23 protein-coding genes are annotated in these 22345 nt (G+C 66.9%); 14 read left to right on the forward strand and 9 right to left on the reverse strand.

All coding sequences use genetic code 11. The features are described 5' to 3' along the window. The first annotated feature begins 5 nt into the window (after positions 1 to 5). The 7 genes from ATJ93_RS02975 to ATJ93_RS02995 all read left to right on the forward strand — a co-directional run bounded on the left by ATJ93_RS02975 (position 6) and on the right by ATJ93_RS02995 (position 7303). Positions 6 to 2207, forward strand: a complete 2202-nt coding sequence (locus tag ATJ93_RS02975; protein WP_120243135.1) for a VWA domain-containing protein — start codon at positions 6 to 8, stop codon at positions 2205 to 2207. Between the two features lie 71 nt (positions 2208 to 2278). Further along, positions 2279 to 2410, forward strand: coding sequence for a hypothetical protein (locus tag ATJ93_RS24300; RefSeq protein WP_280985364.1), 132 nt, complete (start codon positions 2279 to 2281; stop codon positions 2408 to 2410). Between the two features lie 198 nt (positions 2411 to 2608). Beyond that, positions 2609 to 4180, forward strand: coding sequence for a uracil-xanthine permease family protein (locus tag ATJ93_RS02980; protein ID WP_120243136.1), 1572 nt, complete (start codon positions 2609 to 2611; stop codon positions 4178 to 4180). Between the two features lie 59 nt (positions 4181 to 4239). Continuing rightward, positions 4240 to 5145: an alpha/beta fold hydrolase gene (locus ATJ93_RS02985; RefSeq protein WP_120243137.1), complete on the forward strand. Its 906-nt coding sequence runs from the start codon at positions 4240 to 4242 to the stop codon at positions 5143 to 5145. A 129-nt stretch (positions 5146 to 5274) separates the two neighbouring features. Then, complete coding sequence (locus ATJ93_RS23465) at positions 5275 to 5448, forward strand: hypothetical protein (protein WP_170155503.1); 174 nt, start codon at positions 5275 to 5277, stop codon at positions 5446 to 5448. Positions 5449 to 5724: 276 nt separating this feature from the next. Further along, entirely contained in the window at positions 5725 to 6537 is an 813-nt protein-coding gene (gene dacZ, locus ATJ93_RS02990) for a diadenylate cyclase DacZ (RefSeq protein ID WP_120243138.1), read from the forward strand. Position 6538: 1 nt separating this feature from the next. Next, positions 6539 to 7303, forward strand: coding sequence for a mechanosensitive ion channel family protein (locus tag ATJ93_RS02995; protein ID WP_120243139.1), 765 nt, complete (start codon positions 6539 to 6541; stop codon positions 7301 to 7303). 72 nt (positions 7304 to 7375) lie between these two features. On the opposite strand, the gene ATJ93_RS03000 is transcribed toward ATJ93_RS02995, so the two are convergent. Then, positions 7376 to 8206: a nucleoside phosphorylase gene (locus tag ATJ93_RS03000; RefSeq protein WP_120243140.1), complete on the reverse strand. Its 831-nt coding sequence runs from the start codon at positions 8204 to 8206 to the stop codon at positions 7376 to 7378. A gap of 66 nt (positions 8207 to 8272) precedes the next feature. Here ATJ93_RS03000 and ATJ93_RS03005 point away from each other — a divergent pair, with 66 nt between their 5' ends. Next, a complete protein-coding gene (locus tag ATJ93_RS03005; protein WP_120243141.1) occupies positions 8273 to 8764 on the forward strand; it encodes a DUF488 domain-containing protein in 492 nt (163 codons plus the stop codon). Here ATJ93_RS03005 and cdd read toward each other — a convergent pair. From cdd to ATJ93_RS03040, 7 genes are all read right to left on the reverse strand, one after another. Then, on the reverse strand, positions 8761 to 9177 hold the full coding sequence (cdd, locus tag ATJ93_RS03010; protein WP_120243142.1) for a cytidine deaminase: 417 nt from the start codon (positions 9175 to 9177) through the stop codon (positions 8761 to 8763). The two genes, ATJ93_RS03005 and cdd, sit on opposite strands and share 4 nt — an antisense overlap. A gap of 87 nt (positions 9178 to 9264) precedes the next feature. Then, the gene (locus ATJ93_RS03015) at positions 9265 to 10392 is read right to left on the reverse strand and encodes an ABC transporter permease (RefSeq protein ID WP_120243906.1); all 1128 of its coding nucleotides are present in this window, start codon (positions 10390 to 10392) and stop codon (positions 9265 to 9267) included. Beyond that, the gene (locus ATJ93_RS03020; RefSeq protein WP_120243143.1) at positions 10385 to 11650 is read right to left on the reverse strand and encodes an ABC transporter permease; all 1266 of its coding nucleotides are present in this window, start codon (positions 11648 to 11650) and stop codon (positions 10385 to 10387) included. Before ATJ93_RS03020 ends, ATJ93_RS03015 begins: the two co-directional genes overlap by 8 nt. After that, a complete protein-coding gene (locus ATJ93_RS03025) occupies positions 11647 to 13350 on the reverse strand; it encodes an ABC transporter ATP-binding protein (RefSeq protein WP_120243144.1) in 1704 nt (567 codons plus the stop codon). The genes ATJ93_RS03020 and ATJ93_RS03025 overlap by 4 nt, the downstream gene beginning before the upstream one ends. A 3-nt stretch (positions 13351 to 13353) precedes the next feature. Further along, the gene (locus ATJ93_RS03030) at positions 13354 to 14409 is read right to left on the reverse strand and encodes a BMP family lipoprotein (RefSeq protein ID WP_120243145.1); all 1056 of its coding nucleotides are present in this window, start codon (positions 14407 to 14409) and stop codon (positions 13354 to 13356) included. 162 nt (positions 14410 to 14571) lie between these two features. Next, positions 14572 to 15996, reverse strand: a complete 1425-nt coding sequence (locus ATJ93_RS03035) for a phosphohexomutase domain-containing protein (RefSeq protein ID WP_120243146.1) — start codon at positions 15994 to 15996, stop codon at positions 14572 to 14574. 82 nt (positions 15997 to 16078) lie between these two features. Further along, the gene (locus ATJ93_RS03040) at positions 16079 to 16711 is read right to left on the reverse strand and encodes a MaoC family dehydratase (protein WP_120243147.1); all 633 of its coding nucleotides are present in this window, start codon (positions 16709 to 16711) and stop codon (positions 16079 to 16081) included. Positions 16712 to 16984: 273 nt separating this feature from the next. Between ATJ93_RS03040 and ATJ93_RS03045 the strand changes: the two genes are divergently transcribed. The 5 genes from ATJ93_RS03045 (at position 16985) to ATJ93_RS03065 (ending at position 21001) form a co-directional block, all read left to right on the forward strand. After that, positions 16985 to 17296 (forward strand): AbrB/MazE/SpoVT family DNA-binding domain-containing protein, encoded by a 312-nt coding sequence (locus ATJ93_RS03045; RefSeq protein ID WP_120243148.1) that lies wholly within the window; start codon positions 16985 to 16987, stop codon positions 17294 to 17296. A 75-nt stretch (positions 17297 to 17371) separates the two neighbouring features. Then, complete coding sequence (locus ATJ93_RS03050) at positions 17372 to 17857, forward strand: hypothetical protein (protein WP_120243149.1); 486 nt, start codon at positions 17372 to 17374, stop codon at positions 17855 to 17857. Between the two features lie 71 nt (positions 17858 to 17928). Continuing rightward, positions 17929 to 18489: a poly(R)-hydroxyalkanoic acid synthase subunit PhaE gene (locus ATJ93_RS03055; RefSeq protein ID WP_120243150.1), complete on the forward strand. Its 561-nt coding sequence runs from the start codon at positions 17929 to 17931 to the stop codon at positions 18487 to 18489. 4 nt (positions 18490 to 18493) lie between these two features. After that, positions 18494 to 20092: a class III poly(R)-hydroxyalkanoic acid synthase subunit PhaC gene (gene phaC, locus ATJ93_RS03060; RefSeq protein WP_120243151.1), complete on the forward strand. Its 1599-nt coding sequence runs from the start codon at positions 18494 to 18496 to the stop codon at positions 20090 to 20092. A gap of 165 nt (positions 20093 to 20257) precedes the next feature. Beyond that, complete coding sequence (locus ATJ93_RS03065; protein ID WP_120243152.1) at positions 20258 to 21001, forward strand: beta-ketoacyl-ACP reductase; 744 nt, start codon at positions 20258 to 20260, stop codon at positions 20999 to 21001. Between the two features lie 17 nt (positions 21002 to 21018). Here the strand turns inward: ATJ93_RS03065 and ATJ93_RS03070 are convergent, their stop codons facing one another. Beyond that, positions 21019 to 21417, reverse strand: coding sequence for a hypothetical protein (locus tag ATJ93_RS03070; protein ID WP_120243153.1), 399 nt, complete (start codon positions 21415 to 21417; stop codon positions 21019 to 21021). Positions 21418 to 21580: 163 nt separating this feature from the next. On the opposite strand from ATJ93_RS03070, the gene ATJ93_RS03075 reads away from it, so the two are divergent. Further along, a complete protein-coding gene (locus ATJ93_RS03075; protein ID WP_245977498.1) occupies positions 21581 to 22345 on the forward strand; it encodes a proteasome subunit alpha in 765 nt (254 codons plus the stop codon).

Below are 22345 nucleotides of genomic sequence, written 5' to 3' on the forward strand. Positions count from 1 at the left end.
CAAGCATGGTTGTAAACGCCGGGGGTAAAAAATCTTCGTCGCTTCCCTTTCCGGCGATCGTTGGACAGGCGGACCTGAAGCGCGTCCTGTTGTGCGTCGCGGCCAACGACGACATAGACGGCGCCTTGATCGCCGGCGAGAAGGGGACTGCAAAGTCGACGGCGGTGCGCGGATTGGTCGATCTGCTTCCCGAGCAGCGAGCCGTCGCGGACTGTCCGTACGGCTGCGCGCCCGACGACCCCGCACTGCAGTGCGAGGAGTGCCGCGAGCGCGATCCGGCGGAGATGCCCGTCGAAACTCGTCCCGTCCCGCTCGTAACCCTGCCGCTCGGCGCGACCCGCGACCGCGTCCTCGGCACCCTCTCGGTCGAGGACGCGCTGGCGGGCGCGGCCGACTTCGATCCCGGCCTGCTAGCTCGCGCCCACCGCGGCATCCTCTACGTCGACGAGGTGAACCTGCTGGACGACCACCTCGTGGACGTCCTCTTGGACGCCGCAGCCAGCGGCGTGAACCGCGTCGAGCGCGACGGGATCAGCGTCTCCCACCCCGCCGAGTTCACGCTGATCGGGACGATGAACCCCGAGGAGGGCGATCTGCGCCCCCAACTGCGCGACCGGTTCGCCCTGCAGGCCACCGTCGAGGGCGCCCAAGATGTCGACGAGCGCGTCGAGATCATGGACCGCGTGCTCGAGGACGAGAGCGGCGACGGCACTCCGACCCCTGAGGAGCGGTACGCCGACGACGTTGCGGCCCTCCGAGAGACGCTGCTCGAGACCCGAGACCGGATTCCGGACGTCGACCTCCCGCGCGAGTTCAAAGAAGAGATCGCCGATCTCTGCCTCGAGGCCGGCGTCGACGGCCACCGCGGCGACGTGGCGATCGCCCGCACCGCGATGACGATCGCCGCGCTCGAGGGCCGAACGACGGTGATCGAACCGGACGTCCACGAGGCCGCGAGCTACGCGCTGCCCCACCGCCTCCGGAGCACGCCCTTCGAGGACGAACCGGAGCTGGACGATTTGCTCGAGGACCGGTTCGACGACGGGACTGATGAGGGGGACGGCGAAGACGACGGATCCGACGAGAGCGAGCGTGACGAGCGCGGCGACGACGAGCGGGGCGCCGAAAGCCAGGACGATTCTAGCGAATCAGACTCCGACAGGGACGAGCCCGGTGGCCCTGACGCCGAGTCGGGCGATAACGACTCGAGTTCGGGACCCGACCGGGGAGAGCGGCCGGAAAGCGGCGACGAACCCGCCGCGGAGCAGTCGGCCGCAGATACCGGTGGCGCAAGTCCGGACGACTCGAGCGATAGCGACGACGACTCAGATTCGAACGCGGACGACTCGAACTCGAGTTCAAACGATAGCGACGAGGACGCGGACGAAACCGCGCAACCGCTCGTGCCCGGACAGCAGCGGGCCGATATCGGCGATGCCTCGGCACCGGACCTCGAGACGCCCGACGCCGAGCGCGGTGACGAGACCGCGACCGGCGGCTCGCGGGCCGCTACCGCGCCGAGCGTCGACAACCGCGGCGCCCGCGTTCGGACCGAACCCGCCGACGGAGACGGGCCGATCGACGCCGCCGCGTCCGTGCGATCGGCGGCAGCGCGCGGCGAGTCGCGGGTCGAAAAGCGCGACCTCCGGCAATCCGTCCGTACGGGCGATACGTCGGTAACCATCGTCTTCGCCGTCGACGCCAGCGCCTCGATGCGGCCGGCGATGCGGACCGCGAAGGGCGTCGTCCTCGAGTTGCTGCGCGACAGCTACGAGCACCGCGACGAGGTCGCGTTCGTCGCCTTCGCCGGCGAGGACGCCGACGTTCTGTTGCCGCCGACCGACAGCGTCTCGCTGGCCGCGCGCCACCTCAAGGAGCTTCCCTCCGGCGACCGAACGCCGCTGCCCGCGGGCCTCGAGACGACCGCGGAGACCCTCGAGCGAGCCGACACCGACGCATCGGTGGTCGTGCTCGTGACTGACGGTCGCGCGAACGTCGCCGAAGGGGGTCCAACCGAGTCGACTCGTCGCGCCGCGCGGCAACTCGCACGTCAAGGCGCACACGTCCTCGTGGTCGACGCCGGCGACGACGCGCGAGCCGGCCTCTCGGGGCTGGTCGCCGACGAAACCGACGGCGACCTGATCGACCTCGAAGCGCTGTCGCCGGAAGCGGTGCGAACGGCGGCCGATCGTGCTGCATCCGAGTAGCGGCGGCAGCGACGCACTCCCAAAGTGTGTTGGAGTTTGGTTTACCCTGCCGCGTCCCGATTGCGAGGACAGTGAGTACGATCGACTGTCCGAGTTGCCTCACTGACTCGGGAACCGAAACGGATCGAACCGCACTCGAGTACGGTCTCGAGAAGACGTTCGAGTGCGACCGCTGTGGATACGTCTGGAACGTCGTATTCTGACGCGCAGCGACCCGTGGCGTATCGAACGTCGACCTCGAGACGCTCGAACCGACCAGCAGCGGCTTTTGGTTCAGGATCGTCGAGAGAGTAACCGTCGTCTACAGATATCTCAGGACGGTGCACTGTCCGGTTGTGACGGCCGTCGCGGATCAATACGCCTTTTGACTTGCCGCTCCGTGATCCGACGAGCACCTATCCATGACGGGGGACGACGCGGCCGGCGATGGGGCCGCCAGGGACGATATCGAGTACGGGATCGACGACCGGCCGCCGCTGGGCGAATCGTTCGTCCTCGGCGTGCAACACTACCTGACGATGGTCGGGGCGAACATCGCCGTCCCGCTGATTCTGGCGGCGGCGATGGGGATGCCGGACGACGTCACCGCGCAGTTTATCGGCACCTTCTTCGTCGTTTCGGGGATCGCGACGCTGGCCCAGACGACGTTCGGGAACCGCTACCCGATCGTGCAGGGCGCGCCGTTCTCGATGCTCGCGCCGGCGCTGGCGATCATCACCGTCGTGACCGTGGGCGGCGTCGGCGGCGGGGACTGGCAGACCGCCTTAGTCCAGTTGCAGGGCGCGATCATCGTCGCCGCGACGGTCGAAGTACTGATGGGGTATCTCGGCCTCGTCGGCAAACTCCGGCGGTTCCTCTCGCCGGTCGTCATCGCCCCGACGATCATGCTCATCGGTCTCTCGCTGTTTAGCGCGCCACAGATCACCGCACAGGAACAGAGTTGGTGGCTTCTGGCACTGACGCTCGGGCTGATCCTGCTGTTCTCGCAGTACCTCGACGTCAAACACCGGGCGTTCAAACTGTATCCGGTTATCCTGGCGCTCGTGATCGCCTGGGCCGTCGCCGCGGCGCTGTCGGCGACCGGCGTGATCGTCGACGGGCACCCGGCCTACGTCCCGCTCGGTGACGTCACCGACACGCAGCGGTTCCTGCCGATCTACCCGTTCCAGTGGGGCGCACCGCAGTTTACGACCGCGTTCATCGTCGGGATGTTCGCCGGCGTCCTCGCCTCGATCGTCGAGAGCATCGGCGACTACTACGCGGTCGCGAACCTGACCGGGTCCGGCGCGCCGAGCGAACGGCGGATCAACCACGGCATCGGCATGGAGGGGCTAATGAACGTCTTCGCGGGCATCATGGGCACCGCCGGCTCGACCTCCTACTCCGAGAACATCGGCGCGATCGGGCTCACCGGCGTCGCCTCCCGCTACGTCGTCCAGTTGGGCGCGCTCGTCATGCTGTTCGTCGGGTTCATCGGCTACTTCGGGCAACTGATCGCGACGATTCCCGACCCCATCGTCGGCGGCCTCTTCATCGCCATGTTCGGCCAGATCGTCGCCGTCGGCGTCTCCAACCTGCGCCACGTCGACCTCGAGTCCTCGCGGAACACGTTCATCGTCGGCTTCGCCCTGTTCGTCGGGCTGGCGATCCCCGCCTACATGGGCAACTTCGAGAGCACGATCGCGTTCCGCGAGGCCATCGGCCTCGAGGCCACGCTCGCCTCGCTGCCGATCTGGGCCGAGGCGGTCGTTCAGGTGGCCGTCGACACCGTCTACATCATCGGCTCGACCGGGATGGCCGTCGGCGGGCTCGCCGCACTGATTCTCGACAACACGATCGCCGGCTCGCGCGAGGAACGCGGCCTCGCACACTGGGACCGGATCACCGAAGACGAATCCGAGTTCGACTCCTTCTGGGACCGCTGGCTCGGCACCGGCAGTGCCTCGAGCGTCGACTCCGGGCGAAGCGACTGAGCGGCCCGTTCCCCGAAGCGGCCGATAGTATATACGTCCGCGACGCGGACATCGGACCGATGGCGGAACTTACGCTCGAGGACGGACGGCTCTGGTACGAAACGCACGACCCGAGCCGGACCCGCGGACAACCCCTCGTCTTCGTGCACGGCGGCTGGCTGAACGGCACCGCTTGGAACCCGCAGGTCGAGCACTTCGCAGACGACTACCGCATCGTGACGCTGGACGTCCGCGGCCACGGCCAAACGGGCGCGACCGACGCCGACCGGTATTCGATCGAGTTGTTCACGGACGATCTCGAGGCGCTGCTGTCCCACCTCGAGATCGAGCGTCCAGTCCTCTGTGGCCTTTCGCTCGGTTCGATGGTCGTCCAGGAGTATCTCCACCGTCACGCAGGCGCGGGGACGGTCCCGGATTCGAGTTCCGGCGCCGACGCTACGTCGAACGGCACCGCTCCGGCGGGTGCGATCCTCGGCGGGGCGGTTCGCTCGATGCCGCCCGTCGACCTCCCGTCGGGAGTTAAACCGTTCGTCTCGCCCGGACCAGCGCTCGGGACCGCGCTATCGCTGACGGGGCCGAAGACGACGTTCCGATCGCTGCTCCAGTCGATCCGCGCGACGACCGGCCAGCAGTGGCTGTCGGTCGATCCCGAGGTCCGCGCGGCGGCGATGGACGCCGTCGGCGAGGTCTCCCGCGCGGAGTTCCGGAAGGTCTTCGACGCGCTCGTGCGGTACGATCCGCCGGAACTGACCGGCGTCGACGTCCCGACGCTCGTCGTCCACGGCGAGCAGGAAGCCCCGCAGGTCAAGCGCCAGGGTGCACAGATCGCGTCGGCCGTCGCCGACGGCCGTCAGGTGACGCTCGAGAAGGCCGGGCACCTCGTCAATCAGGACCGGCCGACTGCGTTCAACGCGGTGAGCGAGGACTTTCTGCACGGCCTCGCCGACGGGCTGGCCGCCCGTTGACTCGAGGGAGAGTGCGATCACTCAACGGGCCCTGAACGGTCGAACACGTCGCATTTCGACCGTTTAGTCGGATTTACCCAAAGTACGTTGGAGGAATGGTGATAGGGGAGTGACGTGTATTCTGTTCTTGTGAGTCAATCAAAATCGAGTACGAAGACCGTCGTCGTGTGTCAGTCCTGCGAGTCGGTCTTCGTCTCCGAAGTCAAACCCGACGGGACGATCCGACCGATCGGCGTTTCCGCGGACTGCACCTGCGGCGACGGCGATTTCCGTCGAATTTCGGGGACGGCCGACCTCGAGTAAGGTCGATCGAGTAACGCGGTCGTTCGGCGTTCAGTTCGATTCAACTGAGATTCATTCTTCGTGCCTCTCGGGACACCGAATTCGAGGACGCACAGCGACGGCTCTCCGGTCAAAGTCCGGTGTCTCCTCGGTCGATGGGAAATACCCGCACGTCGTGACGATTGAATCACACGACCGGTTGAACTAATTGAATTCGGTTGAATCCGGCGGAAATCGACAGACACGCGTCAGACGCCTCCACAACGCTTATTCGCGCGGACACGACTTGTATGAGCAATGGCCGGGTTAGACGACGTGTTCGGGGAGCTCTTCTCCGGTGCCGACGCGATTTTGCTGTTCGCACCGAGCGGATCGTTCTACGAACGGTTTCGGGAGATCGACGACCTCGACGTCGTCGTTGTCGGCACGGAGAACGATGTCAACGCCGATACGTTCGTCGAACTCCCCCTCGAGTTCGAGAACGTCTCCGAACGGATCCGGTTCGCCCTCGAGGGCGCGTTAGAAGAGAACGTCGTCGACGACGGCGACGAACTCATCTGCGCGACGGGGGTCTTCGACGACGAGATCGATACCGTCTCCCGCGTGCGTGCGGACGCCGACTCCCACACCGGCATCTACGATCTGTTCGCCCAGTCTCGGGCCGAACCCGAGGTCATCAAGTCCGTCCTCGAGGTGGCGATCGAACTCGGACAGAAGGGCCAGAAGGGCAAACCCGTCGGCGCCTTGTTCGTCGTCGGCGACGCCGGCAAGGTGATGAACAAGTCCCGGCCCCTTTCTTACAACCCCTTCGAGAAGTCCCACGTCCACGTCGGCGACCCGATCGTGAACGTGATGCTCAAAGAGTTCTCGCGGCTGGACGGCGCGTTCGTCATCTCCGACGCCGGCAAGATCGTCTCGGCCTACCGCTACCTCGAGCCGTCCGCCGAGGGGATCGACATTCCGAAGGGTCTGGGCGCGCGGCACATGTCCGGCGCGGCGATTACGCGGGATACGAACGCGGTCTCGATCGTGCTCTCCGAGAGCGACGGGCTCGTCCGGGCGTTCAAGGCCGGCGAGCTTATTCTGGAGGTCGATCCGGAGGCGTACTGATATGAACTGGCAGACGTTTCTCGACGAGCCGGCGGTGATCGCAGCCGCGGTGTTGGCGCTCGGATTCGTCGTCGGCTACCTCGTCGGGCGGCTCAACAAGGAACTGTTGGCGGCGTCGGGCGTGCCCGATGCCGTCGAGGGGACGCCCTTCGAGCGGACGGCCCAGTCGCTGGGCACGTCGACGGTCGAGATCGTCGCCCGCCTCAGTTCGTGGTTCATCTACGGGATCGCGGTCCTGACGGCGATCCACATCGCCCAGCTGCTGGACACGGAGGCCTTCTGGTTTCAGGTCACGCAGTACATCCCACAGGTCTTCATCGCGGTGCTCGTCCTGATCCTCGGGTTCATCGTCGCGGACAAGGCGGAACTCGTCGTCAGCGAGTACCTCCGGAGCGTCAAACTGCCGGAGGTCTCGATCATCCCGCGGCTGGTCAAGTACTCCGTCCTCTACGTGGCCTTTCTCATCGCGCTGGGCCAGATCGGCGTCTACATCTACCCGCTGTTGATCCTGCTCGCCGTCTACGCGGCCGGGATCGTCGTCGTCGGTGCGGTCACCTTCAAGGACTTCCTCGTCTCGAGTGCGGCGGGGATCTACCTGCTGTTGAACCAGCCCTACGGTATCGGCGACGAGATCCGGATCGGCGACCAGGCCGGAATCGTCCAGGAGGTCGATCTGTTCGTGACGAAGATCGAGGACGACTCGGAGGAGTACATCGTGCCGAACCGCAAGGTGTTCGAGGAAGAAATCGTCCGCGTTCGCGACTAGCGATTCACCGCGTGCCGTCGGCGGTCTGCAGGCCGCTGCTCTCAGTCCTACGCCGTCCGCAGCCCTCAGTCCTCACTCCTCGAGATCGAGCGAGAGGCCCGGATGCCAGCGGTCCGCGCCGGCCTCGCGCTTGGCTGCGTCCATCTTCGCGAGCAGGTGCGTCGCGAGGGTGGCGGTTTCGGCGGCGCGAGATTCGCCCTCCGTGCGGAACTCGCCGGTCTCGCGGTTGGCGTAGACGGTACAGACGGCGCCGGCGCGCAGCCCGTAGATGTTCGCCAGCGTCATGATCGCGCTGGCCTCCATCTCGATGTTCTTGACGTTCGCTTCTTTGAGTTGCGCGACCAGGTCGTCGGCGCCGGCCGCCTCGAACCCCTCGAAGCCGGGCCGGCCCTGGCCCGCGTAGAAGGAGTCCGCGCTCATCGTGACCCCGGTGTGGTAGTCGTAGCCCAGCCGTTCGGCCGCGGCGACGAGCGCGCTGACGACCTCGTAATCCGCAGCAGCGGGGTAATCCTCCCGGACGTACTCGGCGCTGGTCCCCTCCTGGCGCACGCCGCCGGTGGTGATCACCAGATCGCCGACGTCCATCTCGGGCTGGATCGCACCGCAGGAACCGACGCGAATGAACGTCTCGACGCCGACCCGGGCGAGTTCCTCGACGGCGATCGCGGCCGAGGGGCTGCCGATCCCCGTCGACGTGACCGAGATCGGCGTCCCCTCGTAGCTCCCCGTCGCCGTCCGGTACTCCCGGTGGTGGGCGCGCATCTCGTGGTCGTCCCAGAAGGCGACGATCTTCTCGAGGCGCTCGGGGTTGCCCGGCAAGAGTACGGTGTCGGCGACGTCGTCCGGGCTGACCTCGAGGTGGTACTGTACGTCCGCGTTCGGGTCTTCGCTGTCCCCTGGCATCGCTGTTGAACGGGGAGCGATTCGGGCCGGCGCCGTATATAAATGCGGGGCCCGCGTAGACCGAATATGGCAATCGAGTCTCGTGGTACCGAGACGCAAGGGGAGAGCGAGTGGGAACTCGCGGATACCTACGTCGCCGCCATTCAGCACGACTTAGCGGATGTCCCCGAGGACGTAACCTACGTCGGCGTCGTCCGACAGCCGGCCCCGTGGTTTCACGCGGCCGTCGACGAGAACCACCCCGAACTCGGGCCCCCCGCCGACCTGCTCGAGTCGATGCGCGAGATCGAGGAGGACATGAAGATGCAGGGGCTGTGCGAGGAAGGCGCCCACAACGCGGCCTGGGATCAGGTCGGGTTCGAGGAGGCCTATTGCGACCACCTCGAGACGTCAACGGACGCGCAGGCGGCGCTCGAGGAACTCGTAGACCGACTCGAGTCGGGCGAGTCGATCGCCCTCGTCTGTTTCGAGAACACTGAGAAGAAGCGGTGTCACCGGACGGTTCTGCGGGAGCGCCTCGAGCGGCGGCTCGCCGGACGCCCCGAATCGGAGTCCTAGTCGTCCTCGAGCGTCTCCTGAGAGATCGTATTCGGCAGCAGGTCGCCGAGCGTGTACTCGGTCGGCGCCTCGCCTTCGCCTTCGTCGCAGATGACGACGAGATCGTCGTCGCAAAACTCCGCGAGCGTCTGGCGACACATCCCGCAGGGAGTGACGCCGTCCCGGCGGCCGGAACTGACGGCGATCCGCGCGAAGTCGTCGTGGCCTCGCTTGACCGCCTCGGCGACCGCCACCTCCTCCGCGTGGAGGCTGTTACTGAAGTTCGCGTTCTCGAGGTTACAGCCGACGAAGACCGCGCCGTCGGCCGTCTCGAGGGCGGCGCCGACGCGGTATTCGGAGTAGGGAACGTGGGCCCGGGACTGGATTTCGCGTGCGCGCTCGAGCAAGTCGTCGGAGTCGTCGGAATCAGCCATGCACCCTACTGTGCGGGGCGGAGACAAGAAGGCACTGCTGTCGGCGATTCGTCGGGTGAAAATCGACGGCGAGACGCGACCCGGTGCTCAGTCCTCGCCGGACTCGTAGTGATCGCCGGCGGCGTCGGGCAGCCGCGTGCGGCCGACGAGCACGAGGACGACGATGACCGTCATGTGCGGGATGACGCGGATGAGCTCCGTCGGAATGGCGTACCCCGCCGCCTGCATCCCGTTTTGCACCGCGTTGAGCCCGGCGAAGAGGAACGAGCCCAGCAGGGCGCCGATCGGGTGGTAGTTCGCGAGCAGGTAGGTCGCGATCGCGATGAATCCGCGGCCGTTGATCGCCGTGTCGCCGCCGCCGGCGAACGTTCCGAGGTCGCCCAGCGCGAAGCCGGCACCGCCGAGGCCGGCGAACACGCCCGAGAGGAGGACGGCGGCGTACCGGACCTTGCGGACGTCGACGCCGGCCGTGTCGAGCGCCTTGGGGTTCTCCCCGCTGGCGACGACCCAGCGCCCGAAGTTCGTCCGGGCGAGCAGGTACCAGCCGATGGCTGCGCCCGCGAGCATGATGTAGACCTGCGGTTCGGTGTCGAACAGCAGGTAGCCGACGAGCGGCAGGTCCGACAGGACCGGGATCGTCACGCTCGAGAAGCGGCCGACGCTGGCGGTGTTCGGGCTCCCGAAGACGATCTGGGACGCGAACGGCGCCAGCCCGAGCGAGATGAGCCAGACGGCGAGTCCCGCGATGATCTGGTCGGCCTTGAACTCGATACAGACGACCGCGAACAGCAGCGCGAACAGCACGCTGATGATCGTTCCGACGAGCAGGCCCCACCAGTGATTCGACAGGCCGGCCGTCGCCTCGCCGACGCCGAGCCAGTGGACGGCGACGATCGAGCTAAACGCCGAGACGATGAGCAGCCCCTCGATGCCGATGTTGATGACGCCGCTTTTCTCGGCGAAGATGCCGCCGATCGCCGCCAGCGCGATCGGCACGGCCAGCCGGAGCATCGCCGTGTGCGTGCTCGGACTGGCTGCGATCGAGAGCAACACGCCGGCCCACGAGTCGGGGGCGAGCAGGCCGACGACGATCCAGACGGCCAGCACGGCGCCGGCGCCGAGCAGTCCGATGGTGGTTCGCCGCGAGAACGGCAGTGTCGGTTCGTCAGCGTCCGCGTCGTTCGTGTCGGTCGGGGTTCCGGTGGGCTTACTCATCGGTGTCACCTCCAGTCTCAGCAGCGGCATCGGCGTCGCCGCCGTCCGCACGGGCCGGCCGCGTCGTCTCGAGGTCGACGAACCGTCGCCCGAACATCCGGAAGAACTCCGGCATCGCGACGAACAGGATGATCAGGCCGGTGAGGATGCCGACCAGTTCCGGCGGGACGTCCGTCGACGTCCCGATCGAGTTTCCGCCGCTGTCTAACACCCCGAACAGGAACGCCGCGGCGCCGACGCCGATCGGGTTGTTGCCGGCCAGCACCGACACTGCGATCCCGTCGAAGCCGATCGACGGCACGTTCTCGAGCCAGCTACCGTGAACCATCAGCACCCAGAACGCGCCGGCGACGCCGCCCAGCGCGCCCGAGAGGGTCATGCTGGCGACGGTCATGCGCTTCTCGTCGACGCCGCCGTAGGCGGCCGCCGCGGGCTGGGTGCCGCTCGTCCGCAGTTCGTAGCCGAACGAGGTGCGGGCGAACAGCCAGGCGATGCCGACCATGAGCGCGACGGCAAAGCCGAGCGCGAGCAGCGAGAAGTTCGCCGACCCGCCGAACCCGACGTACGGAACGGTCGGAATCTCGGCGTACTCGGGGATTCGCTCGGTCCGCGGGTTCGTGCTGTTGGGGTCCTGGAACCACTGCGAGAGCATCGTCGACGTGACCCCGGTCGCGACGAAGTTGAGCATGATCGTCGTGATGACCTCGTTGGCGTCCGCGTAGGCTTTGAGGACGCCGGGCAGCGCCCCGTAGAGGCCGCCGACGACCGCGCCGGCGAGCACGCCCAGCGGAATCAGGACGATCGTCCCGATGAAGCCACCGGGAACGATCGTCGCCGCGTAGACGACCGTCACGGCCGTCGCGAGGCCGCCGAAGACGAGTTGACCTTGCGTCCCGATGTTGAGCAGGCCGGCGCGGAACGCGACCGCAACTGACAGTCCCGCAAAGACCAGCAGCGTCGTCTGCTGGAGCGTCCGCGCGAGGCTGTAGTTCGTGGGGCTCCAGCCGCCCTCGAGCGGGTGGCCGATGGCCCCGAGGAACAGCTCGTAGTAGACCTGCATCGGGTTGTAACAGAACGTCGTGCCGGCCAGCTCGAGGCCGGTCCGACAGGAGGCGATGCCCCCGGAGACGAACACCAGCACGCCGCCGACGAGGACGGCGGCCAGCAGCGCGGCGACGCTGATGACGACCCGCTCGAGCACCGACGCCTGAACCAATCGTTCGAGGAGGCGCTCGAGGCGCTCCTTCGAGGCGCTCATCGGGGGTCACCCCCGGTGCCGGCGGCGCCGTCGGCACCGTTGGCGCTGGTACCGGCACGGCCGCCGTCGGCCTCGAGTTCCTGTCCGGCCATCAGCAGGCCGAGTTCCTCTTCGGTGACGGCGTCCGGATCGGTGACGTCGATGAACTCGCCCTCGTAGATGACCGCCAGCCGATCCGAGAGCGAGCGAACCTCGTCGAGTTTCGAGGAGACGAGCAAGATTGCCACCCCCTCGCGGCGGAGGTCGAGCAGGCGGTCGTGGATGAACTCCGTCGAGCCGATGTCGACCCCGCGAGTCGGATGCGTCGCGATGACCAGCGACGGATCGCGCTCGAACTCGCGGCCGACGATGAACTTCTGCTGGTTTCCGCCGGAGAACGAGCGGGCGTCCGCGTCGGCGTTCGGCGGGCGAACGTCGTAGGTCTCGATGATTTCCTCGGCGTGGTCGCGGACTTCGGCCCAGTCGATGCGGCCGCCGTTGGCGAACGCCGGCGACCGCTGGCTGCCGAGCACGCCGTTCTCCACGAGGTCGAAGGGCATGACGAGCCCGCGCTCGTGGCGGTCCTCCGGAATGTAGGCCATCCCGGCCTCGATTCGCTCGCGGCGGGACCAGTCGGTGATGTCGGTCCCTTCGTAGGTGATCGTCCCCTCGTCGGGCGTCCGCAGCCCGGTGATCGCTTCGATCAGTTCGGCCTGCCCGTTGCCGTCGACGCCTGCAATACCGACGATTTCGCCGGCGCGGACGTCCAGATCGATTCCCGAGACGACGTCGACGCCGCGCTCGTCCTCGACGGCGACGTCCCCCGTCGAGAGGACGACATCGCCCGTCTCGACCGGTTCAGATTCGGCCTCGAGCAGGACCTCGCGGCCGACCATGCGCTCGGCCAGGTCCTCCCGGGTCGTGCGCTCGGGGTCGACCGTGCCGACGGACTCCCCGTCCCGGAGGACGGTGATCGCGTCGGCGGCGTGGGTCGCCTCCTCGAGTTTGTGCGTGATGAAAATGATCGTCTTCCCCTGTGCGGTGAGTTCGTCCAGGACGTCGTAGAGGCCCTCGACCTCCTGTGGCGTGAGGACGGCGGTCGGCTCGTCGAGAATGAGCACGTCGGCGCCGCGGAACAGCGCCTTGAGGATCTCGACGCGCTGCTGGACGCCGACGCTCAAGTCTTCGACCGTCGCCTGCGGATCGACGTCGAAGCCGTAGCGATCGCAGAGGTCCCGTACTTCGCGCTCGACCTGCTCGCGGTCGACGGCCATCCCGAACCACTTCGTCGGCTCGTTGCCCAGCGCGATGTTCTCGGCGACGGTCATCGTGTCGACCAGCATGAAGTGCTGGTGGATCATCCCGACGCCGGCGTCGATGGCGTCTCGCGGGGAGTCGAACGCTCGTTCCCGGCCGTCGACGACGACGCGCCCCTCTTCGGGCTCGTAGAGTCCGTAAAGGACGTTCATCAGCGTCGTCTTCCCGGCCCCGTTCTCGCCGAGCAGGGCGTGGACGGTCCCGCGCTCGACCTGCAGGTCGACGTCGTCGTTGGCGACGACGCCGGGGAACCGCTTCGTGATGCCGTCCAAGTGGACGGCGAGGTCGCTGCCGGTGCTCTCCCGGTCTCGATCCAGGTCGGCGGAACGGCGGCCGCCCCGCGCGTCCGACCCCGAATCGGTCGGTGCTGCCCCGTCAGTCGTTCCCGTTCCCGACTCGGTCATCGGTTACAGTTCGCTTGGAACGTCGATCTCGCCGTCGATGATCTGCTGTCTGGACTCGTCGACCTGATCCTTGATCTCCTGGGGGATCTCGTCGCCGATCTGGTCGCCGTAGACGGCGCCGACGCCCTCCTGCTCGAGGCCGAGCGTCTCGGTCTCGCCGCCGGCGAACTCGTCGTTGACGACGGACTCGATCGCGGTGTAGACCGCGGTGTCGACGCGCTTGACCATGCTCGCGATGATGACGTCGGCGAAGTCCGCGTTGGACAGCGACTGGTCGCTGTCGACGCCGATCGCGAACCGGCCCTCGTCCTGAGCGGCCTGGAAGACGCCGATCCCGGTGCGGCCGGCCGCGTGGAAGATGATGTCCGCGTCCTGGTCCTGGTACATCGTTCGGGCGGCCTGCTGGCCGCCGGCGGTGTCGTTGAATCCGCCGACGTACGTCGAGACGACCTCGGCGTTTTCGTTGGCGTGCTCGACGCCGGCCTGGAAGCCGGCGTGGAACGACTCGATCAGCGGCGATTCCGTGCCGCCGACGAAGCCGACGACGTCGGCGTCGGGGTTCGTCTCGCCGGCACCGGCCGAGAACTCCTCCTGGGTCAACAGCCCGGCCAGCTGGCCGACCTGGAACGACCCCTGGGGTTCGCCGAAGACGTAGCTCCGGACGTTGTCCTCCTCGACGACGTCGTCGACGATGATGAAGTTCTGGTCCGGGTACTCCGGCGCGTTCTCCGAGAGCGCGTCCTTCTGGGCGTAGCCGATGCAGTTGACCAGATCGTAGTCGCCGCTCTCGGCGAAGTCGCGCTGTGCGCCCTCGAATTCACCCTCCGAACCGGGCTCCGTCTCGTCGTACGTGATGTCGAACTCCTCGCGCGCGTCTTCGACACCCTGCTTGGCCATGTCGTTGAACGAGTCGTCGCCGAGGCCGCCGGTCGCGTAGACCATCCCGACCTGCGCGCTCGCGTCGCCCGATTCCTCGCCGAACCCGCCGACGCAGCCCGCCATCGCCGTGAGTCCAGCAACACCCATCCCCTTCAGAACAGCTCGTCTGTTACGTGGCATAGGAGCGACTAGCGCAAACAATTGGTTTATACTCGTCGGAATCTGCGGCACGGAATAAACGAGTGCATGGGAATCACTCGTACGCGGGTGAGAACCACCACCAACCCGAACAGTTCACTTGTGTTTCATCCGATGATTCATCGGGAAAATCGACGCGGGCGGTCAGTTCGCGTCGTCGACCGCCGACTCGACGACCGTCCGCGCGTCCGCGATCAGGTCGTCGACCGTCTCGCTCTCGGCGTAGATCCGCACGTAGGGCTCGGTCCCGCTCGGGCGCACGAGCACCCAGGAGGCGTCGTCGAACTCGAGGCGCACGCCGTAGTCGGTGTCGACGGCCGCGTCGGGGAAGGCGTCCGGAAGCTCGGTCTCGAGGGCCGTCATGACCGCGGGTTTAGCGTCGTCGGGGCAGTCGACGCTGACCTTCCGGTAGGGGCGTTCGGTGACCGGCTCGCGAAGCGCGTCGGTGCTACCGGCGTCGGCGACGAGTGCAGCGACGACGGCGGCGCTCGCGACGCCGTCGATCCAGCCGCCGAAGGCGGTGTGGATGTGCTTCCAGGGTTCGGCGGCGAAGACGACCGCGGTGTCCGCGTCGCCCTGCCGTCGCTCGCGCGCGATGCCCTCGTGTAACGCGCCGAGGCGAACGCGTTCGACGCGCCCGCCGGCCTCGCGGACCCGCTCGTCGATCCGGGCGGAGGCGTTCGGCGTCGTCACGACGACGGGGTCGGCGGCGTCGCTCGCGGCGACGTAGTGTTCCGCGACGACCGCGAGGACGGTGTCCTCGTGGATCACGTCGCCGTCGGGGCCGAGGACGACGAGTCGGTCGGCATCGCCGTCGTGAGCGAGGCCGAGGTCGAACTGTCCGCCGCTCGCGCCGGCGCCGCTCGAGTCGGTCGCCATGAACTCGATGAAGTCGGTCAGCGTCTCCGGCGTCGGCTTGCTCTCGCGCGCGGAGAAGTGGCCGTCGACGTTCGCGTTCACCGCGGTAACTTCGGCGCCGAGGCGCTCGAGGACGTGCGGCGTCGCAACCGACCCCATACCGTTGCCGCAGTCGACCGCGATCGAGAGGCCGGCGAGGGGACGGGCGGTCGGCGTTTCGGCGTCCGTGTCGTCGCTCGAGGCGAACTGCTCGCGGACGTAGTCCCCGACTGCATCGCGGTACTGTTCGAGAATCTCGAGACCGGCCGACTCGCCCCACTGGTCCCACGCCGCGAGGCCGTCGTCGGCGGCGGCGACGGCGTCCTCGATCGCGCGTTCGGCGTCGCGGTCGTACTCGACGCCGTCGGCGAAGAGTTTGATGCCGTTGTCCGTCGGCGGGTTGTGACTCGCGGTGATCATCACGCCGCGTCGGCCCTGCGAGGCGTACGCCAGCGCCGGCGTCGGCACCTGCCCGAGCCGGTAGACGTCCGCGCCCGCGCTCTCGAGGCCGGCTTCCATCGCTGCGGCGAGCGCCGGCCCCGTTTCCCGGCCGTCGCGCCCGACGACGAACGTTGCGCCTGGTTCGCCGGCGGCCCGACCGACCTCGAGGGCCAGCGCCGGCGTCACGTCGGTTACCGGACCGCGAATCCCGGCGGTCCCGAACAGTGTCATGTACGGCCGTTCCGCGAGGAACTACTTATACTGTGGAGAAGCGGTACGAGGACGTGACGACGCTGCGGTGGCGCCGTGTCGTCTACTCGTCGGGTAGTTCGTCGACCAATACGACGGCCTCGCCGTCGATGACCGTCTCGTCGTCGGACTCGTCGCGGATCTGGGTCTCGAGGCGGAACTGGTCGTTGCCGAGGTCCTCGACGACCTCGACGCGGGCCGAGACGCGGTCGCCGATTTTGACGGGGCCGCGGAACTCCAGATCCTGCGAGAGGTAGATCGTCAAGCCGGGCAGGCGCGCCAGCGCGGCGCTGATGAGCCCGGCGACGAGCGTGCCGTGGACGATCCGCTCGCCGAACCGCGTCTGGGCGGCGAACTCGTCGTCCAGGTGGAGGCGGTTCGTGTCGCCGCTGATCTGGGCGAACGCGCGAACGTCCTCGTCGGAGAGGGTCTTTTCGAACGTGACGGCGTCGCCGACGCCGATGGCCTCGCGGCTGTCGACGGTACGCTCGAACGTCCAGTCGAGATTCGAGTGATCGACGGAGGGAATCGATGCGGGAACGATCCCGTCATCGGCCGTCGCGTCGTGACCGTCGGGGACCATCGCGGAGAGGGCTGCCCGGTTGGCGGCAGTGGCACTGCGGAGGAAACTCTGAGTCATCGCTGTCCACGCGTTCGTCATGGCAGCGAGGTTATTCCGCCCGGAATTCTGTGACATCTATATCTATCGTTGTTTGGGATGGCGTGGTAATGATTCTTTGGCTGAACAAGTAGGCCAGTATCCTCCGCCACGGACCGCGACGGACGACCTTCACCGGCGGCGCGGTCGGCGCGGTCGGCGCGGTCGCCGTTGCCGCCGCTGCTGACTCGAGCGACAAGCGGCCCGTCCCTCGAGTGACCCGACCCCTTCCGAACCTACTCGGCCCATCTGATGTCATTAGATGGCATCTAGTGGTAACGCTTATTAGCGCGGCGCTCGTTGGTTTAGTTGATGACGGACGACTCCGACCGATCGCTCTGGTTCCCGCCGGCGATGTTCGACGAGATGCAGGAGGCGGGCGAGCAAGTCGCGCAATCCCAGCAGGAGATGATGAAACAGTTGTTCCAGGCGAATTCGGCCAACCCGCTCGAGAACATGTCGGCCTTCGGGCCGATGAACATGGGCACGGCGACGTTCAAAGCCCGGGTCCAGAGCGGCGGTCGGATCAGCATTCCCGAACCCGAACGGGAGGCCCTCGACATCGAAGAGGGCGATATCGTCCAGACCATCGTCGTCCCCGTCAAACGCGATCGCGACGAGTAGTCGTCCCCGCAGACCAGGCTCGAACCCGAAACCGAACCCGGATCAAACCACACTCACACCCACACCGAATCCACCATGACTCAGAACCCCATCACCGCGTTCTTCGACGCCCAGCGTACCGCCGTCAAACAGTCCCAGACGCTCACCCACGACGCCCTCGAGGCACAGCAGGCCTCGATCGGCGCGTTCGCCGACGCTATGGAAAACTCCAGCAGTCTCGTGGAGTCCAATGCCGAACTGACGAAAGGCGCCGTCCACGCCTACTTCGACGCGCTCGAGGCGTCGATGCCCGAGGGCAGCGCCGACTTCGCTGAACTGCGCGACCTCGTCGACGACGGCGTCGACTCCGCGACCGAGGCCCAGCTCCAGTCGCTCGAGGCCGCCGTCGACGCCCTCGAGGAATCCGAGGAAGCCTACGACGAGTTCGTCGCGAACTACGCCGAGGCCGTCGACACGTCGTTCGACGCCGCCCTCGAAGCTCACGAGCAGGTCGAGGAGAACGTCACCGCAGTCGCCGAGAACGTCGAGCAGGCCGCCGACGAGTTCGACGCTTCGGCGTAACGCCGTCCAGCCCCGATTTTTTCACGCACGGTCCCGAACCACCACTACGTTACCTTCCCCCACACTACACTATGGCAGACTCACAGCAACCCCCGCAGGCCCAGAACTGGAACGCGTTCGTCGAACAGTGGAACGAGCAGTTCCTCGAGGCGCTCGAGGAGAACGTCGAAGCGCAGGCGCAGTTCGTCGAGAGCTGGTCCGAAACCGTCGGTCAGGCGACCGAAGACAACGAGATGTCCGAGGGCGTCGAAGGCTACGCGAAGGCCTACGAAACCTGGATGAACGCCTCCCAGCAGATGGTCGAGCGCGTCAACGACCAGCTCGAGGGCGAGGACGTCGACATCGAGGAGTTCCGCGACATCTGGCTCAACACGGCCAACGAGGCGTTCAAGGACGTCATGTCGACGACGGCCTTCGCCCGGATGACCGGCGAAACCGTCGGCGACGTCCTCGAACTCCAGCAGCAGGCCGACGAGGCCGCCCAGGAGACGCTGCGAACGCTCGGCTTCGCGACCGAGGAGGACGTCGTCGAAGTCGGCGACCGCCTCGTCGAACTCGAGCGCCGCCAGCACGACGTCGAGCGGAAGCTCGACCGGATCCTCGAGCACCTCGAGGACGAGGACCAGGAGTGAAACCATGAAAAATCCCTACGCAACCGTCCTGGACATCCAGCGCCAGGCCTGGGAGGCGACGGCCGATCTGGCCGAGAAGAGCCGAGTCGCGCCCGATCGAACCGAAACCATCGAGAACATCGAGGTCGGCCAGACGCCCAGCGAGGTCGTCTACGAGGAGAACAAGCTCGAGCTGCTCCACTACGAATCGCAGACGGAGGAGCAACACGACGTCCCGATCCTCATCGTCTACGCGCTGATCAACAAGCCCTACATCCTCGACTTGCAGCCGAACCGCTCGGTCGTCCGCCGGCTGCTCGAGGCCGGCTTCGACGTCTACCTGATCGACTGGGGCGAGCCCTCCAAGCTGGACCGCTCGCTGGGACTGGACGACTACGTCAACCGGTACATCGACAACTGCGTCGACGTCGTCCGCGACCGCTCCGGCCAGGACGCGATCAACGTGCTCGGCTACTGCATGGGCGGCACGATGTCGGCCATGTACGCCGCGCTCTACCCCGAGAAGGTCCGCAACCTCGGACTGATGGCTGCCGGCCTCTGTTTCGCCGGCGAGGGCGGCGTCCTCGAGCTGTGGGGCGCCGAGGACTACTACGATCCCGAGACGGTTACCGAGACGTTCGACAACGTCCCCGCGGACTTCCTCGATACCGGCTTCGCGCTGATGGACCCCGTCGCGAACAACGTGACGAAGTACGTCCGCTTCTACGACAACGTGGAGGACGAGGACTTCGTCGAGAACTTCGCCCGCATGGAGCGGTGGCTCGACGAGGGTATCGACGTCGCCGGCAAGGCCTACGAGGAGTTCATCCGCGACATCTACCAGGAGAACAAGCTCTACGCGAACGAGCTCGAGCTCGGCGGCGAGCGCGTCGACCTCGCGAACATCGACATGCCGGTGCTGCAGATCGTCGCGGAGTACGACCACCTCATCCCGCCGGGGGCGTCCAAGCCGTTCAACGAGGCGATCCCGGCCGAAGACACCGAGATCATGGAGTTCGCGACGGGCCACATCGGGATGTCGGTCTCCTCGCGGAGCCACGACGAACTCTGGCCGGACGTCTGCGAGTGGTTCGAGGAGCGCTCGAACGGTACCGAGGTCGAATCCGAGCCCGAGACGCCCGAACCCGAGGAGAAAGACGCCGCGCTCGCCGAGGACGTCGAAGGCGACGAGAGCGGTCCCGACGACCTCTCTGACGGCGGCGTGGACGTCGAGTCAGGTACCGACGCGGACGCTACCGAGATCGACATCGACGACGAGACGAGCGAGTTCCACGGCGAGGATCGGTCGGACGAGGAAATCGCCGCGCGCAGCGAAGACGACGTGCAGGACGAACCCGCGGCGCCGGGCGAGATGACCGTCGACGAAGACGTCGCCGAGGACATCACCGACGAGGAGTTGGACTCCGAGTCCGCTATCGAGGACGAGACCGACGACCTGACCGAACTGAGCGGCGTCGGGCAGGCCTACGCCGACCAACTCGCCGCGGCCGGCATCGAGACGTTCGACCAGCTCGCCGACGCTGACGCCGCCGAACTCGCCGCGGAGACCGGCCTCTCGCCGAGTCGCGTCGAGGACTGGATCGAACAGGCCGCCGAGCGGTAACGGCCGCTAACCCGTCGCGGCGGCCCCCGAGACCGGCTCGCTCGAGTCGGTCCCGATCTCGGACCGTCACGTTCGTTTTCGAGTCTGCGTGAACAGTCGCGTCGCGCGGAACGTATCACCTTGCATGCTATTATTTACCACCGGAGGTCGAACGTGCGAGCAGCCATGTCCATGGACGGACGAACCTGCGTCATCACCGGGTCGGCGCGCGGCATCGGCCGGGGGATCGCCGAGTACCTTGGAGAGGAAGGCGCGAACGTCGTCATCAACTACCGTTCCTCGGAGGGAGCGGCGAAGGAAGCCGTCGACGTGATCGAAACCGCCGGCGGTTCGGCCGTCGCGGCCCAGGCGGATGTCACCCACCGCGATCAGGTCGCACACATGCGCGAGGTCTGCCACGAGGCGTTCGGCCCGGCCGACGTGCTGGTCAACAACGCCGGCATCACCGCCGACAAGCAGTTCACGGAGATGACCCGCGAGGACTGGGACCGCGTTATGGACGTCAATCTCGGCGGGATGTTCAACTGTACCCAGGAGTTCTACGACGACATCTGGGAAGCCGAGGAAGGGCGACTGATCAACATCTCGAGCGTCGTCGGCAAACAGGGGAACTTCGGCCAGGCGAACTACGCCGCCGCCAAAAGCGGGATGTTCGGCTTCACGCGGACGATCGCCCTCGAACTCGCCCAGGGCGGTTCGACGGCCAACTGCGTCGCGCCCGGCTTCACGCGCACCGATATGGTCGAGAGCGTCCCCGACGAGGTGCTCGATCGGATCATCGCGGGGATTCCGCTCGAGCGCCTCGCGGAAGTCGAGGACATCGCCGCCCTCGTCCGGTTCCTGGCGAGCGAGGAATCGTCCTATATCACCGGCGAAGTGATCGATATCAACGGCGGGATGGACCTCTGAGCGGAACCGCCCACGGCTCACGCGACCAGCGCGCGCCACCCCGGCTCGTAACAGCAGACGAACGCCAGGGGAACGAAGAGGACGATCAACGGCCCGGCGTAGAGAATCAGGCTGTACGGATCCGGCGGCGAGACGATCCCGCCGACGATAACCGCGGTGGCGACGCCGACGCCGATCGAGCCGGCGATCCGCTCGAGGCGACCTGGCGAGTCGGTCCGCCGCGGCAACTCCCGCCGGTGGAGCAGATACACGGGAACGGCGATCGGCGAGAATACGAAGGCGAAAAGGCCCCAGATGCTGCCGTTTGCGCCGCGTGCGTTCGCGTCCGCCGCGATCGCGTAGGAGAGACAGAGCCCGGCGATGAGGAACGTCCCGAGGACCGTTATCGCCAGAATCGCTAACAGACCCATCGCCATTGATTACGCAGTTTTCGTGTGTGATACCATGAAACTTCGCCCGGAGTTGCACGATTCGGCGACGGTGAGTTCACGGTCCGCACCCAGCTGACGTTCGTACGCACCCGCCGCTAAAATATATTTTAGCTAACATATATTCGCTCGAGGCCCCTCGGTTTCGGTGATGCACTCGAGACCACCAACGCGATTCGAACCCGACGACCGCATCGGAGCGATCGGTGCACCGACTCGCGACGCACGGCCGTCCGCAGGCGACGGCGGAGCCGATTCGACGCCGAGCGACGCCATCATCAAGACGGGCACGACGACGGTCGGCCTCGCCGGCGCGGACGGGGCCGTTCTCGCGGCCGACGCGCGAGCGAGCCTCGGCGGCCAGTTCGTGACCAACAAAACGGCCCGGAAGATCGAGCCCGTCGCTGATCGGACGGCCGTCGCCTTTTCGGGCAGCGTCAGCGACGCGCAGTCGTTCGTGCGCCACCTGCGGGCCGAACTCAGCCAGTACGACCTCGAGCGCGACGGTCCCGCGTCCGTCGAGACGGCGGCGACCGTCGCCGGGGACCTCGTCCGCCGCGGCCCCTACCGCATCCTCGATCTGGTCTTAGCCGGCGTCGACGACGAACCGGCGGTCTACCAGATCGGCGGCGGTGGCGGCGTCATGGAAGCGCCCTACGCGGCCAGCGGCAGCGGGATGCAACTCGCCTACGGGGCGCTCGAGGCCGCCTACCAGCCCGATCGATCGGTCGCGGAACTGCGACCGATCGCGGCCCGTGCGGTCCGGAGCGCCGCCGAGCGGGACACCGCCAGCGGCGACGGAATGACGATCGCGACGATCACCGACGACGACCTCGCGATCGAGCGGTACGACGATCTCGAGCGCGCGGTTTCGGCGGTCGACAGCGACGAGAACGAGAGCGAGGGGGCGATCTAA

The sequence above is a fragment of the Halopiger aswanensis genome, assembly GCF_003610195.1.
Lineage (GTDB): Archaea > Halobacteriota > Halobacteria > Halobacteriales > Natrialbaceae > Halopiger > Halopiger aswanensis.

Bases quoted from the DNA above. Each gene is read 5' to 3' on its own strand.
- ATJ93_RS02975 (WP_120243135.1), top strand. From the start codon at position 6: ATGGTTGTAAACGCCGGGGGTAAAAAATCTTCGTCGCTTCCCTTTCCG.
- ATJ93_RS02980 (WP_120243136.1), top strand. From the start codon at position 2,609: ATGACGGGGGACGACGCGGCCGGCGATGGGGCCGCCAGGGACGATATC.
- ATJ93_RS02985 (WP_120243137.1), top strand. From the start codon at position 4,240: ATGGCGGAACTTACGCTCGAGGACGGACGGCTCTGGTACGAAACGCAC.
- dacZ (WP_120243138.1), top strand. From the start codon at position 5,725: ATGGCCGGGTTAGACGACGTGTTCGGGGAGCTCTTCTCCGGTGCCGAC.
- ATJ93_RS02995 (WP_120243139.1), top strand. From the start codon at position 6,539: ATGAACTGGCAGACGTTTCTCGACGAGCCGGCGGTGATCGCAGCCGCG.
- ATJ93_RS03000 (WP_120243140.1), bottom strand. From the start codon at position 8,206: ATGCCAGGGGACAGCGAAGACCCGAACGCGGACGTACAGTACCACCTC.
- ATJ93_RS03005 (WP_120243141.1), top strand. From the start codon at position 8,273: ATGGCAATCGAGTCTCGTGGTACCGAGACGCAAGGGGAGAGCGAGTGG.
- cdd (WP_120243142.1), bottom strand. From the start codon at position 9,177: ATGGCTGATTCCGACGACTCCGACGACTTGCTCGAGCGCGCACGCGAA.
- ATJ93_RS03015 (WP_120243906.1), bottom strand. From the start codon at position 10,392: ATGAGTAAGCCCACCGGAACCCCGACCGACACGAACGACGCGGACGCT.
- ATJ93_RS03020 (WP_120243143.1), bottom strand. From the start codon at position 11,650: ATGAGCGCCTCGAAGGAGCGCCTCGAGCGCCTCCTCGAACGATTGGTT.
- ATJ93_RS03025 (WP_120243144.1), bottom strand. From the start codon at position 13,350: ATGACCGAGTCGGGAACGGGAACGACTGACGGGGCAGCACCGACCGAT.
- ATJ93_RS03030 (WP_120243145.1), bottom strand. From the start codon at position 14,409: ATGCCACGTAACAGACGAGCTGTTCTGAAGGGGATGGGTGTTGCTGGA.
- ATJ93_RS03035 (WP_120243146.1), bottom strand. From the start codon at position 15,996: ATGACACTGTTCGGGACCGCCGGGATTCGCGGTCCGGTAACCGACGTG.
- ATJ93_RS03040 (WP_120243147.1), bottom strand. From the start codon at position 16,711: ATGTCACAGAATTCCGGGCGGAATAACCTCGCTGCCATGACGAACGCG.
- ATJ93_RS03045 (WP_120243148.1), top strand. From the start codon at position 16,985: ATGACGGACGACTCCGACCGATCGCTCTGGTTCCCGCCGGCGATGTTC.
- ATJ93_RS03050 (WP_120243149.1), top strand. From the start codon at position 17,372: ATGACTCAGAACCCCATCACCGCGTTCTTCGACGCCCAGCGTACCGCC.
- ATJ93_RS03055 (WP_120243150.1), top strand. From the start codon at position 17,929: ATGGCAGACTCACAGCAACCCCCGCAGGCCCAGAACTGGAACGCGTTC.
- phaC (WP_120243151.1), top strand. From the start codon at position 18,494: ATGAAAAATCCCTACGCAACCGTCCTGGACATCCAGCGCCAGGCCTGG.
- ATJ93_RS03065 (WP_120243152.1), top strand. From the start codon at position 20,258: ATGTCCATGGACGGACGAACCTGCGTCATCACCGGGTCGGCGCGCGGC.
- ATJ93_RS03070 (WP_120243153.1), bottom strand. From the start codon at position 21,417: ATGGCGATGGGTCTGTTAGCGATTCTGGCGATAACGGTCCTCGGGACG.
- ATJ93_RS03075 (WP_245977498.1), top strand. From the start codon at position 21,581: ATGCACTCGAGACCACCAACGCGATTCGAACCCGACGACCGCATCGGA.